A 13267-nucleotide genomic window follows, 5' to 3' on the forward strand; every position below is an offset into this window, starting at 1 on the left:
TATGGAACAGATACTTGCAAAAACAAAATTCTCCGATCCGACTTCAGATAAGAAGCCGTTGATCATTTCCGGTCCATGCAGCGCAGAAACCGAAGAACAGGTACTTGAAACAGCACAGCGCCTGGCTAAAACCGGTAAAGTGGACATCCTCCGCGCCGGCATCTGGAAACCCCGTACCCGCCCCGGTTCTTTCGAAGGTATCGGTGTGAAAGGTTTACCCTGGTTACAGAAAGCAAAAGCCCTGACAGGTTTACCCCTGGCGGTGGAAGTAGCGACTGCCAAACAGGTGGAAGAAGCACTGGAACATGGTGTTGATATCCTCTGGATTGGCGCCCGTACTACTGTAAATCCTTTCTCTGTACAGGAAGTGGCTGATGCACTGAAAGGTGTGGATACGACTGTATTGATCAAGAACCCGATCAACCCTGATCTGGAACTGTGGATCGGCGCTGTGGAACGTGTACGTAACTCCGGTATCACCAAAATAGGATTGATCCACCGTGGTTTCTCCAGCTATGGTAATACTGAATACCGTAATGCTCCAATGTGGCACCTGCCTATCGAAATGAAACGCCGTATGCCTGAGTTGCCTATGATCTGTGATCCTAGTCATATCAGCGGTCGTCGTGACATTCTGCAGGAAGTTTCCCAGGAAGCTATTGACCTGGATTACGATGGTCTGATGATAGAATCTCATATCGATCCGGATAACGCATGGAGCGATGCAAAACAACAGATCACACCGGAAAGACTGGCAGAATTGCTGGATGGTCTTGTATGGCGTCATGAACGCACAGACAAGAAAGAATTCAACTCTGCGCTGGACAAACTCCGTGGTCAGATCAACCAGATAGATGATGAGATCCTGCTGTTACTCGGTAACCGTATGAAGATTGCTGAAAAGATCGGTATATACAAGAAGGAGAACAATGTTACCATCTTACAGACCAATCGCTGGAACGAGATCCTGGAACGTGGTATTGCCAAAGGTGAGAAACTGGGCCTGACAAAAGATTTCATCCTGAAATACTTCGATGCGGTTCACCTGGAATCTATCAACAGACAGAATAGAGTGATGAACGAAGACAAATAGACCTAACAAAATATGAGAACGTTATCTTACCAGTTCCAGCATAGTAATACGAAATATTATCTGGGAGAAAGCCTGCTACAGCTGGGCAATTATGCAGATCCTGCCAGGTCGGTCCTGGTACTGGATGAGAATGTGGACAAACACCATGGGCATAAATTGTCGGGATGGAAAAAGCTGGTGATCCCGGATGGGGAAGAAAATAAAAGCGAAGATGTGCTGGAGCAGATCATCAACGGGTTGATAGAACTGGAAGCAGACCGCAAAACAATGCTCATTGGCATTGGTGGCGGTATGACCACAGATCTCACCGGTTATGCATCCAGTATTTATATGCGCGGTATGCCTGTAGGATTTGTACCTACAACTTTGCTGGCACAGGTAGATGCGTCCATAGGAGGAAAGAACGGTATCAACCATGGTAAACATAAGAACCTGCTGGGTACCATCCGTCAACCGGAGTTCATTCTTTTTGATTATTCCTTACCGTTAACAATGCCTGATGATGAATGGCATAACGGCTTTGCGGAGATCATCAAGTATGCCTGTATCATGGATGCCACACTGTTCACCTACCTGGAAGAAAACCGGGAGAAAGCGATGCAACGCGATGTGGCCATACTGGAATACCTGGTAGAACGTTCTGTGGAACTGAAGACCAAAGTAGTACTGGAAGATGAGTTTGAGAACGGCTCCCGCCGCTGGCTCAACTTCGGTCACACGCTGGGGCATGCTGTAGAGAAACTGGAAAATATTGCACATGGTAAAGCCGTGGCTATTGGTATGGTGGCAGCAGCCAAAATATCAGAGAAGCTGAAAGGCTTACCGGTAGAGCAAACCAACCGGCTGATCCGCCTCATTAATGACTACCAGTTGCCCGTAACGCTTACATCCAATAAAGAAGAAGTGTATAACATCTTCAGAATGGATAAGAAGAGGGAAGGAGATGCTATTCATTTTGTATTGCTGGAAGAAATAGGAAAAGCATTAACACAGGCTGTACCTATTTCAGAATTAAAGCAACTGCTGGACGAACTATAAAAAAGAAAAAATGCAAGTAACAATATTACCCGGCACTATAAACGGCACTGTTACCGCCAACCCATCCAAAAGCGCTATGCAGCGTGCGGTGGCAGCTGCGTTGCTGAGCAATGGCAAAAGTATTATCCGTAATCCCGGCCTTAGCGATGACTGCCTGGCAGCATTGGATGTAGCAGAGAAACTGGGCGCTGTAGTGATAAGAACAGAAGAGCATATTGAAATAACAGGCAGTGGTGTTCATCCGCGTTCCAATGAAATCAATTGCGGAGAATCAGGACTGGGCATTCGTATGTTCACCCCGATCGCTTCACTGTCTGCACAGGCGATAACGATTAATGGTCATGGTAGTTTAACTACCCGTCCTATGAATTTCTTTGAAGAAGTATTACCTCAGCTGGATGTAAAATGCAGCACTTTTGAAGGTAAGCTGCCGTTGAAGATACAGGGACCATTGAAAGCAAAAAATATTACGATAGATGGTTCTCTCAGTTCACAGTTCCTTACCGGTCTGCTGATGGCCTATGGTGCTGTGGCAGAAGAGGTGACTATCACTGTAAAAGACCTGAAAAGCAAACCATACATTGCATTAACACTGCAACTGATGGAGCAGTTCGGTGTGAAAGTAACAGAAGAGAGATTTGAGAAATTCCATTTTGGTAAAAAGCAGGCGTATAAAGCAGGCGAGTATACCGTGGAAGGTGACTGGAGCGGTGCTGCTTTCCTGTTGGTAGCTGCGGCTGTAGCTGGTAAAGCGGAAGTACATCATCTGAATACACATTCTGCACAATCGGATAAAGCGATCCTGGAAGCATTGGAGAAAGCAGGTGCAGGCCTGTTACCTGGTATGTTTACAATGATCGTGGAGAAACATCAATTGAATGCATTTGATTTTGATGCCACTGACTGTCCTGATTTATTCCCTCCTTTAGTAGCACTGGCAGCTAATTGTCATGGTACTTCCAAGATCTTAGGTGTAAGCAGACTGGCGCATAAAGAGAGTGACCGTGGTAAAACACTGCAGGAAGAATTTGGTAAACTGGGTATCACGATAGACCTTCATGGAGATGAAATGCTGGTACATGGTGGTACAGGGATCAAAGGCGGACTGGTACATTCACATGCAGATCATCGCATTGCCATGGCTTGTGCAGTAGCAGCATTAACGGCAGACGGTCCTGTGATCATAGAAAAAGCAGAAGCCATCAACAAGTCTTATCCAGAGTTTTATGATCATCTGCAGAAGATAGGTGGTGTGGTGAAAGCAGGAGAACCGCAGGGTATATAATATTTAACAAAAAGTAATATTCCGCATGAACAGTTTTGGTAGATTATTCCGGGTGAATGTTTTTGGTGAATCTCATGGTGAAAGTGTGGGCGTTAATATAGACGGCATTCCTGCCGGTATCCCGCTTACACAGGAAGACTTTCTGCCCGATCTCAGCCGTCGTAAGGCTGGTGCAAAAGGTACTACTCCCCGCAAGGAAGATGATCTGCCGCATATAAAATCCGGTGTGTTTAATGATCATACCACCGGTGCACCCATCACGATATTATTCGAGAACAATAATACCCGCAGTACGGATTATGAAAAGCTGCGTGAATTTCCCCGCCCTGGTCATGCCGACTTTGTAGCTACCGCTAAATACGGCGGCTTTGAGGATTACCGCGGCGGCGGACATTTCAGCGGAAGGCTTACCCTTAACCTGGTGGCTGCCGGTGTGATCGCTAAAAAGATCCTGGGAGAAAATATTACTGTCCGCGCTAGGCTGACAGAAGTAGCCGGATTACCGGATGCGGAAAAAGGACTGGAAGCTGCGATTGCAGCCAAAGATTCTGTGGGCGGGATTGTAGAATGTGTGGTAGAAGGATTGCCTGTTGGATTAGGAGAACCTTTCTTCGACTCTGTAGAGTCTACCATTGCACATGCCGTATTTGCGATCCCTGCTATCAAAGGGATAGAGTTTGGCTCCGGCTTTGCCGCTGCCCGTATGAAAGGGGTGGAACATAATGATGCTATTCTTGATGCTACCGGCAAAACTGCCACCAATCATGCAGGTGGAGTAGTAGGTGGTATTACCAATGGAAATCCGCTGGTATTCCGTGTAGCGGTGAAACCTACATCCAGCACGCCTAAAGAACAGCATACTTTAAATGTAAAGAGCGGTGAAGTGGAGGCTTTTAGTGTGAAAGGGCGTCATGACTTATGTATTGCGCTGAGGGTACCTGTTGTATTGGAAGCTGTTGCCGCGATGGCATTGGCGGATTTTATGCTTATAGAGCAGAGAAGTGGAAGAATCTGGAAATGAATAATTTCGGGGTCTGGGGCCAAGCCCCGGAAAAGATCCTAACAAAAAAAGGATGACCGCAGGTCATCCTTTTTTTGTTCAATATCCCCGAGGGGGATAAAACTATTTCTCAATAGCCAGTAATTCAACTTCAAACACCAGCGCACTACCAGGACCAATCTTCGGACCTGCCTGACGATCGCCATAAGCTAATTCAGAAGGAATGAATAATTTCCATTTAGAACCAACCGGCATTAACTGTAAAGCCTCTGTCCAGCCTTTGATCACACCACTCACAGGGAAGGAGATCGGTTCACCTCTTTCTACAGAGCTATCAAACACGGTACCGTCGATTAACGTACCATGATAATGTGTTTTTACTTTGTCGTTGATGGTTGGTTTAGGACCGTCTCCCGCTTTCAGGATCACGTATTGTAAACCGCTGGGTAGGGTAACTACACCAGGTTTTGTTTTATTCTCAGCGAGGAACTGCTCACCTACAACCTTATTCTTTGACATCTTTTCTGCTTTTAATTTTTGTAGATAATCACTTATGCTCATATTGCATTGATCTTTAGTTAATAATGGGGTTGTGCCTTTTGCAGCATCCTTTATAGCTTTAATCAGCAAATCATAATTCAGGCTGTCCATTCCCTGTGCTTTCAGCGTACTGCCGATATCCTGGCCGATGCCATAACTCACAGTGTCTATTTTTGTTTTGATCAGGGGATTCACCTTTACAGTGCTTCCTTTGGCTTTAACAGCGGTTTTTTTCTGTGCAAACCCGGGAAGGGATAAGAGGCTTAATGCTCCCAGTAACAGGGCGTTTTTATTCATAAAACAGTTCATTATCAGTTGTAATGGTATAATTTGACAGGTTGCAAGTTAGTAACTATTTAATTACCGGCAATTCAATTAGGGATGGATGCTGCGCATCATGATAAATATGGACCGTCGCTTTCCGGAAATCCTTATCATCACAATGGTAGATATCCGTGAATACCTGTGGGTTCCGGTCAACCAATGGGAACCAGCTGCTCTGCACCTGTATCATCACTTTATGCCCTTTTTTGAAGGTATGCGCAATGTCAGGGATGCTGAAAGATACATCTGTTGGCTGATCGGGTACGAAGGCAACAGGCTTTTCGAAGCTGTTGCGGTACTTCCCACGCATGATCTCGCCACGTACCAGCATCTGGTAACCTCCCATCGGATAAGTAGCAGAAGGCATCCTGCGGTGTTCGCTGGCATCATCTGCGCCATATTTGAAATCATCCGGGAATACGTCTACGAGTTTCACGATGAAGTCGGCATCAGTCCCGCTGGTGCTTACTATCAGTTTTGCCAGCAGGGGACCTGCCAGGGTAAGATCTTCCTTCAGTACGGCGGTTTCAAATACAGCCACATCCGGGCGGCGTGAAGCAAAACGCTGGTCGTCAGTCATATAGCTGATGGTGCGGGTAAAATGTACATCTTCTGTATAAGGAACCGGTTTGGCAGGATCGCTCACATATTCGCTGAAGCTGTTGGCCGCAATAGGTTTCGTGAAATCCAGTTTGCCGTCGGGCTGCAGGTAGACAGGCGTAGGCTGCATACCGGCAGGAGGCCATTGAGGCAGTTGTTTCCATTGATTTTCCCCGGTAAAGAAAACGGTGGCTTCTGCGATATCCGGCGCAGGACCTTTACCATTCAGGTAATATTCAAAGAAGGGAATTTCTACGTGTTGCTCGTACCATTCAGCCGTGTTGCTGTCGAAATGAACGTTGCCGAGATGGGTGCCGTCTTTAGACGCCCATTGCCCATGGTACCAGGGGCCCATTACCAGGCGGTTATTAGCCTGCGGACTTTGTTTCTCTATCGATTTATACACATTCCAGGCGCCGAAGCAGTCTTCCGCATCGAAGAGTCCGCCCACTTCCAGCATAGCTGGCTGTACATTCTTTAAGAAAGGACGTACGTTGCGGGCTTTCCACCAGTTGTCCAGGTCGGGATGATTGCAGAGGTCTTTCCAGAAAGCGATACTATCTCCCATTAATTTAGAGAAGTTCCTGATAGCGCCTGTTTTCAGGTACCAGGCGTAGCTGTCTTTAGAATCGAACTCGAAGTCTTTAGGCCCTACGGTAGTAGGCTGGGGGCGGGGTTGTCCGAAGCTGGTATAAAAAGAGAAAGCATCATCAATAAAAAATGCCCCGTTGTGGTGAAAATCATCACCCATAAACCAGTCTGTAACCGGCGCCTGCGGGCTTACGGCCTTTAATGCAGGATGACCGCTCAGTGCCGCCATGGTAGAGTAAAAGCCGGGGTATGAGATACCGAATACACCTATGTTGCCGTTATTGTTAGCCAGGTTTTTCACAAGCCAGTCTATGGTATCATAGGTATCACTGGCTTCATCGATATCCTGTTTGGTTTTTTTATTGGGATTAAAGGGGCGTACATCTACAAAAGTTCCTTCACTCATCCATCTTCCTCTTACATCCTGTAGTATCATGATATAACCTTTTTGAAGGTAGTTATTCAGATAGGTATTGTAGTAAGGGCGGAATGCATTATCACCATATGGCGCACAGGAATAAGGAGTGCGGGTCATCAGCATGGGATGTTTTTCAGCGTTGTCTTTTGGAAGATAGATGGAGGTGAAGAGTTTAACACCGTCCCGCATAGGTATGTACACTTCTTTTTTGGTGTAGTGTTCATACATCCATAGTGAATCTTTGTTCACTGCCCTGGAGCATGCCGTATGCATAAACATACCCACTATGAGCAGGCATAGCAATTTTCTCATAAGCTTTTACTGAGTTTGATGGTTATTATGATAGCAGGCTTTCCCTGTCTTTCTTTGGCAATGATTTTACAACAAGGTCATATGAATCCCTGATCCATTGAAGCAGGAGTTTGTTGGGTATGTTGGAATGTACATCTACTGTATTCCAGTGTTTTTTATTCATGTGATATCCGGGAGTAACGCCATCATAACGTTCGCGTAATTCAACCGCGTTTTCGGGATCGCACTTCAGGTTAACCGATTGAAAGTTGTCAATGTTGGTGAGTACGAAGATCTTTCCTTTTACTTTATATACAAGAATTTCTTCCCCGAATGGGAACTCTTCTGTTACACCTGGCAGTGAAATGCAATATTCCTGGAGTTGTTCAATATTCATAGCCCTTCAAAGTTAAGGATCATTTGCTAAAAAAGAGCCGGGGCCAGCCTCAGCAAACAGCTGAAGGAATAGCCCCGGTCAAATATTGAAAGTTGTTTACTTTGCTACGATGCAGATGATATGGTTGGTTTTTTCTGAATCTTATACTTTACTGATGGAAAGGATCACACGTGAATGACGGCCGTAAACAATCTCTACTTCCTGCCCTGCCCGGAAATCGTTCAGGCGTCCGCGCATCCAGTAGAAGAGCCGTTGTTTCTTTTTCAGTCCTTCCTTTTTTACGATAAAGCTGGTTTGCATATCGTTGTTACCCTGGTACACTGTTTCAAGTGGCACCTGTATCTGTCCTTTCTGTAAAGTAGTAAGGTCTTTTTTGATAGTGTAGTAGCGAACATCTGTTACTTTGATGAGTGCGAATATCAGCACTAAAACGAAAGTCAGCAGCCATGTCCAGAACCAGGCATTCTTGTAAGAGAATAATGACTGATCTACTTCTTCCTGAGTAAGACGGCTTTTTAGAAATAGTTGTGGCACAAAGGCTGCAATCAGCACTAGTGTCAGGCCGATCAACATAAATTTGGTGATCTGCCTTTTGTTCTTTTTCAACGCATCCTGTAGGAGAAAGATTTCCTCAGTGGTCATAAAAGAGTAATCCTGCATAGTTATAATGGTTTTTCTGAATACCAATATATATAATTTAGTGTTAAATCGTTTTATTTATAATATGTTTTTGGAAATAATTTTGTATATGCGGGGTAATAGATTGATAGTCATACTATCTTTTTTTAAATAAAAAACCCCGGACAGACTGTCCGGGGTGTAAAATATCAGGAAATTCCTTTTTTAAGCTTCCGCTTCCGCATAAGCACTCACTGGTTCGCAGGTGCAGATCAGGTTACGGTCACCATAAGTGTTATTCACACGGCTGATAGATGGCCAGAATTTATTCAGTTTAACGTAATCCAGCGGATAAGCAGCTATCTGACGGCTGTAAGGGCGTGTCCATTCATCAGCCGTAATTACAAACTGTGTATGGGGCGCGTGTTTCAGCACGTTCTGTGCTTTATCTGCTCTTCCTTCTTCAATAGCGCTGATCTCTTCACGGATAGACAGTAACGCATCGCAGAAGCGGTCCAGTTCTCCCAGGTCCTCACTTTCTGTAGGCTCGATCATCACAGTACCTGGTACCGGGAAGCTGAGGGTAGGAGCGTGGAAGCCGTAATCCATTAAACGTTTTGCAACGTCTTCCGCTTCAACACCTGCTGTATTTTTAAACGGACGGAGGTCTACGATGAACTCGTGTGCGCAGGTACCGTTAACACCGTTGTAAAGGATATCATATGCTTTTTCCAGTCTTGCCTTCATGTAGTTGGCATTCAGGATAGCGAATTCAGAAGCGTTTTTAAGCCCTTCTGCTCCCAGTAAACGGATATAAGCATAAGAGATGAGCAGGATACTGGCAGAACCGTACGGTGCGGCTGAAACTGCCTTCGTCTGTGCTTTGTGTTCCAGGTTAACGTGCCCCGGAAGGAAAGGAGCGAGGTGTTTCGCTACACAGATAGGGCCCATACCGGGACCACCACCACCGTGAGGGATAGCGAATGTTTTGTGCAGGTTGAGGTGACATACGTCAGCGCCGATCAGGCCGGGAGCGGTTAAGCCCACCTGCGCATTCATGTTGGCGCCATCCATGTATACCTGTCCGCCATACTGGTGTACGGTGTTGCAGATATCTTTCACGCTCTCTTCGTATACACCATAGGTAGAAGGATAGGTGATCATGATACCGGCCAGGTCAGCCGCGTGGGCTGCCGCTTTGGCTTTCAGATCTTCCACATCGATATACCCGTTTTCCAGTGCTTTTACTACCACTACCTTAAAGCCGGCCATTACTGCAGAAGCAGGGTTGGTACCGTGCGCTGAGATAGGGATCAGCATTACATTACGTTTGCCTTCTCCTCTGCTTTCGTGGAAAGCGCGGATGACCAGCAAGCCGGTATATTCGCCCTGGGCGCCACTATTAGGTTGCAGGCTACATGCATCAAAGGCAGTGATCTGGCAGAGATAGTCACTCAGTTCGTCTACTATCTGCTGATAACCGCCTGTCTGCGTTTTGGGTGCAAACGGGTGCATCTTGCTCCAGTGGCTCCAGCTCAAAGGAATCATTTCTGTTGCAGCGTTCAGCTTCATGGTACAGCTACCGAGAGATATCATGGAAGTATTCAGCGACAGATCTTTATTTTCCAGCATCTTCATGTAACGCATCATCTTCGACTCACTGTGATAGCTGTTGAACACGGGGTGCAACAGGTAAGGAGAAGTACGTTCCAGGGCAGACGGAATGCTGGTAGCTTTGATGTTTTTAGAGATAGCATCTGCGTCAAAAACTGCCAGTACATCATTCACATCCTGGATGGTAGCCGTTTCATCAAGAGAGATGACTACCAGTCCTTCTGAAGGATAGAAGAAGTTGATTCCTTTAGCTTCTGCTTTTGTTCTGATGGCAGCCGTATCTTTTACAGATACGGTCACTGTATCGAAGAAGTTATTTGCTTTCAGCGCAAATCCTTTAGCACTCAGTTTTTCAGCAAGGGCGCTGGCAAGGATAGCTACGCGGGTAGCGATATTTTTCAGTCCTTCCGGTCCGTGGTACACAGCATACATTGCAGCCATATTAGCCAGTAATGCCTGTGCCGTACAGATGTTGGAAGTAGCTTTTTCGCGTTTGATATGTTGTTCGCGGGTTTGCAGGGCCATACGTAAAGCACGTTTGCCTTCAGCATCGATACTTACACCGATGATACGACCCGGAATAGAACGTTTGAAGTCGTCTTTTACTGCAAAGAAAGCAGCGTGCGGACCACCAAAACCTAATGGAACACCGAAGCGCTGTGCGGAACCTAAAGCTGCGTCAGCACCCAGCTCGCCGGGAGAAGTGAGCAGTGTTAATGCCAGCAGGTCTGTTGCCATCGCTACGTAAGCACCGGCCGCATGGACCTTATCGATGAAGCTGCGGTAATCTTCCACAGCACCCTGTGCATTTGGATATTGCACCAGTGCACCAAACCAGGAAGCATCAGGGGTAGCAGCAGCGAAATCGCCAACTACTACATTAATGTTCAGTGGTGTAGCGCGGGTATATATTACGTCTCTTGTTTGCGGGAATACATTGCTGTCTACAAAGAATGTAGGACGGCTCAGATGATCGTGATCTTTATTGAGAGCGCTGAAGAACATGGCCATGGCTTCTGCCGCAGCGGTTGCTTCATCTAACAGGGAAGCGTTTGCAATAGGCAGGCCTGTCAGGTCGCTTACCATTGTCTGGAAGTTAAGCAGGCTTTCCAGGCGACCCTGGGAAATCTCTGCCTGATAAGGAGTGTACTGCGTATACCATCCCGGATTCTCAAACACATTACGCAGGATTACACTCGGCGTGATAGTATCATAATACCCCTGCCCGATGTAATTGCGGAATACGTCATTTTTCAATGATATTTCTTTGAGCATACGCAGATAATCACTTTCACTGATCGCCGCAGGCACTGCCAGTGGCTTTTGCATACGAATAGCACCAGGAACGGTCTTATTTACAAGCTCTTCGAGTGAGGATACCCCAATGGTACCCAGCATGTGGTTGGTTTCAGTTTCGGTAGGCCCTATATGACGACCCACGAACTCATTTTGTTGTATATCAAAAAGATTCATGATGTGAAGAACTATGATGAAATGAATGCGCAAAGCTATAATGTTTTTCAGCAATGGCCAAAAACGGGCGGTCGTTGTGGAAAGTGTGGTGATAAACCCGGATAATAAAATCAGGTTATTGTCATAATACTGTCTATGTACTATTACCTATCTTTGTATCCTGATGGATGACATACTTACAAACTGGAAAGAAAAGGCTATTGAGCAGCAGAAAGCGAACAAACAGTTTTTGCAGAAGCTGCAGACAAAAAAAGGCAGAGGTGTGGAAAAGAAACTGCCGGATCTCCATGATGAGGCATTCAGTCATATCGACTGCCTGCAGTGTGCGGGTTGCTGCAAAACGATCAGTCCCCGGTTCAAAGCGCCGGATATCAAACGTGCGGCTAAGTATGTGGGTATGAAGGAAACGGCTTTTATTGATACCTATCTGAGGATGGACGAAGATGGCGATTATGTGGTAACAACGGCTCCCTGCCCGTTTCTGGATGCAGAGAATTATTGCAGTATTTACGATGCGCGTCCGGGGGATTGTCAGAATTACCCTTACACGGATAGTTATGATTTTGTGAAGCGGCCGAATATTACTTTTTTGAATAGTACGATTTGTCCGGCCGTATTTTATGTGCTGGAAAAACTGAAAGATATTGTAAAGTAAAAAGGCTCCGTAAGGAGCCTTTTTTATGCTTTTAAATCCAGCTTTCGCATAGCCGGAGAAATGATATAAGTTGTAATTACGACGCCCAGTGTCACACATCCGCCAAAGACTACAGAGGGGACCAGTCCCATCAGGCGTGCGGCAGATCCGCTTTCAAACGCTCCCAGTTCATTCGACGATCCTATAAACATGGAACTCACCGCAGATACACGCCCCCGCATATCATCCGGTGTTTTCAGTTGCAGGATGGTCTGACGGATAATCACGCTGATACCGTCCAGCATCCCGCTGACCAGTAATGCGAGTAAGGACAGGTAGAAGTTTGTAGACAGGCCAAAGACAATGATACACAAGCCGAAGCCAAACACTGCAAACAACAGTTTGATACCGGGTCTGTAGACCAGCGGCTTGTATGCCAGGATGAACATTGTGATGATAGAGCCTACGGCTACCGCCGCACGTAAAAAGCCAAATTCCAGCGAGCCTACATGAAGTATATCCGTTGCAAATGCTGGCAGTAGTGCAACTGCGCCTCCAAACAATACGGCAAACATGTCCAATGCCATCGCGTTCAATACCACCTTGGTATTCCACACGAATTTCATCCCTTTGGTAAGGCCTTCAAAAAAACTTTCTCCCTGTGATTTATACAGTATAGGCTTGGGTTTGATCATGATCATACTGTACAGCGGAGCAAAGAAAATACATACAACCAGCAGCATAGCCCAATGCACGCCTAATAAGTGTATTAACAGGCCTCCCAGTGCAGGACCAGCCATAGCGCCTATCTGCCAGGAACTGCTGCTCCAGGTAGAGGCGTTGGCGTATAAAGGTCTTGGTACGATCAGCGCCATCAGCGAGAAGTTGGACGGGCTTACAAAAGCCCTCACGATACCTCCGCAAAACACCAGTATGTAAATGCAATTCAGTACCCGGTTAGTGGAAATGCCTGCCACCGCCTTGTCCCAGGTGAGCAGGAACAGTCCCAGCCCGAGGATGATATAAGCCACCATGCATAACAGCATGATTTTCCGCTTCTCCAGCTTATCTACCAGGTGTCCGGCAAACGGTGCCAGCAACACGGCAGGGATCACCTCTGCCAGTCCTATGAGCCCCAGTGAAAAGGGATCATGTGCCAGCTGGTATACTTTCCATTCAATAATGGTAAACTGCATGGTGAGCGCGAAAACAATGGCGAAGCGGATGACGAGGTAGTAGTTAAACTCTGGTAAACGTAACGAAGCGTAAGGATCATTCTTTGAAGCGACAGGATTATCCACGGATCAGGTTTTTTAATACTCAGGCAAAAGTAAAACATTTGAGGCACTAT

11 protein-coding genes are annotated in these 13267 nt (G+C 46.3%); 5 read left to right on the forward strand and 6 right to left on the reverse strand.

The window, feature by feature from the left end:
* Window position 1 precedes the first annotated feature (1 nt).
* Genes GO495_RS10325 through GO495_RS10340 form a run of 4 tightly spaced genes read left to right on the forward strand, consistent with a single transcriptional unit; the run spans window position 2 to window position 4437 of the window.
* The gene (locus tag GO495_RS10325) at window positions 2–1093 is read left to right on the forward strand and encodes a chorismate mutase (RefSeq protein WP_089782902.1); all 1092 of its coding nucleotides are present in this window, start codon (window positions 2–4) and stop codon (window positions 1091–1093) included.
* A gap of 12 nt (window positions 1094–1105) precedes the next feature.
* A complete protein-coding gene (gene aroB / locus GO495_RS10330; protein ID WP_157299598.1) occupies window positions 1106–2131 on the forward strand; it encodes a 3-dehydroquinate synthase in 1026 nt (341 codons plus the stop codon).
* 10 nt (window positions 2132–2141) lie between these two features.
* Window positions 2142–3416 (forward strand): 3-phosphoshikimate 1-carboxyvinyltransferase, encoded by a 1275-nt coding sequence (gene aroA / locus GO495_RS10335; protein WP_157299599.1) that lies wholly within the window; start codon window positions 2142–2144, stop codon window positions 3414–3416.
* A gap of 25 nt (window positions 3417–3441) precedes the next feature.
* Window positions 3442–4437 carry a chorismate synthase gene (locus GO495_RS10340; protein WP_157299600.1) on the forward strand — a complete coding sequence of 332 codons (996 nt, stop codon included), beginning with the start codon at window positions 3442–3444 and terminating at the stop codon, window positions 4435–4437.
* A gap of 102 nt (window positions 4438–4539) precedes the next feature.
* Here the strand turns inward: GO495_RS10340 and GO495_RS10345 are convergent, their stop codons facing one another.
* The 5 genes from GO495_RS10345 to gcvP all read right to left on the reverse strand — a co-directional run bounded on the left by GO495_RS10345 (window position 4540) and on the right by gcvP (window position 11282).
* Entirely contained in the window at window positions 4540–5253 is a 714-nt protein-coding gene (locus GO495_RS10345) for a BamJ family beta-barrel-assembly machinery protein (RefSeq protein ID WP_157299601.1), read from the reverse strand.
* Window positions 5254–5308: 55 nt separating this feature from the next.
* On the reverse strand, window positions 5309–7201 hold the full coding sequence (locus GO495_RS10350) for a CocE/NonD family hydrolase (protein WP_157299602.1): 1893 nt from the start codon (window positions 7199–7201) through the stop codon (window positions 5309–5311).
* Between the two features lie 25 nt (window positions 7202–7226).
* Entirely contained in the window at window positions 7227–7577 is a 351-nt protein-coding gene (locus GO495_RS10355; protein ID WP_157299603.1) for an MmcQ/YjbR family DNA-binding protein, read from the reverse strand.
* Window positions 7578–7718: 141 nt separating this feature from the next.
* Complete coding sequence (locus GO495_RS10360) at window positions 7719–8237, reverse strand: hypothetical protein (RefSeq protein ID WP_157299604.1); 519 nt, start codon at window positions 8235–8237, stop codon at window positions 7719–7721.
* A 183-nt stretch (window positions 8238–8420) separates the two neighbouring features.
* Window positions 8421–11282 carry an aminomethyl-transferring glycine dehydrogenase gene (gcvP, locus tag GO495_RS10365; RefSeq protein WP_157299605.1) on the reverse strand — a complete coding sequence of 954 codons (2862 nt, stop codon included), beginning with the start codon at window positions 11280–11282 and terminating at the stop codon, window positions 8421–8423.
* 163 nt (window positions 11283–11445) lie between these two features.
* Here gcvP and GO495_RS10370 point away from each other — a divergent pair, with 163 nt between their 5' ends.
* A complete protein-coding gene (locus tag GO495_RS10370) occupies window positions 11446–11937 on the forward strand; it encodes a YkgJ family cysteine cluster protein (protein WP_157299606.1) in 492 nt (163 codons plus the stop codon).
* 23 nt (window positions 11938–11960) lie between these two features.
* Here the strand turns inward: GO495_RS10370 and GO495_RS10375 are convergent, their stop codons facing one another.
* Complete coding sequence (locus GO495_RS10375; protein WP_338075396.1) at window positions 11961–13217, reverse strand: MFS transporter; 1257 nt, start codon at window positions 13215–13217, stop codon at window positions 11961–11963.
* Window positions 13218–13267: the final 50 nt, after the last annotated feature.

This window comes from Chitinophaga oryziterrae, from assembly GCF_009758125.1.
GTDB classification, from domain to species: domain Bacteria; phylum Bacteroidota; class Bacteroidia; order Chitinophagales; family Chitinophagaceae; genus Chitinophaga; species Chitinophaga oryziterrae.

What these genes read in the sequence shown, in the direction of transcription:
- GO495_RS10325 (WP_089782902.1), top strand. Translation starts at nt 2, where the DNA reads ATGGAACAGATACTTGCAAAAACAAAATTCTCCGATCCGACTTCAGAT.
- aroB (WP_157299598.1), top strand. Translation starts at nt 1,106, where the DNA reads ATGAGAACGTTATCTTACCAGTTCCAGCATAGTAATACGAAATATTAT.
- aroA (WP_157299599.1), top strand. Translation starts at nt 2,142, where the DNA reads ATGCAAGTAACAATATTACCCGGCACTATAAACGGCACTGTTACCGCC.
- GO495_RS10340 (WP_157299600.1), top strand. Translation starts at nt 3,442, where the DNA reads ATGAACAGTTTTGGTAGATTATTCCGGGTGAATGTTTTTGGTGAATCT.
- GO495_RS10345 (WP_157299601.1), bottom strand. Translation starts at nt 5,253, where the DNA reads ATGAATAAAAACGCCCTGTTACTGGGAGCATTAAGCCTCTTATCCCTT.
- GO495_RS10350 (WP_157299602.1), bottom strand. Translation starts at nt 7,201, where the DNA reads ATGAGAAAATTGCTATGCCTGCTCATAGTGGGTATGTTTATGCATACG.
- GO495_RS10355 (WP_157299603.1), bottom strand. Translation starts at nt 7,577, where the DNA reads ATGAATATTGAACAACTCCAGGAATATTGCATTTCACTGCCAGGTGTA.
- GO495_RS10360 (WP_157299604.1), bottom strand. Translation starts at nt 8,237, where the DNA reads ATGCAGGATTACTCTTTTATGACCACTGAGGAAATCTTTCTCCTACAG.
- gcvP (WP_157299605.1), bottom strand. Translation starts at nt 11,282, where the DNA reads ATGAATCTTTTTGATATACAACAAAATGAGTTCGTGGGTCGTCATATA.
- GO495_RS10370 (WP_157299606.1), top strand. Translation starts at nt 11,446, where the DNA reads ATGGATGACATACTTACAAACTGGAAAGAAAAGGCTATTGAGCAGCAG.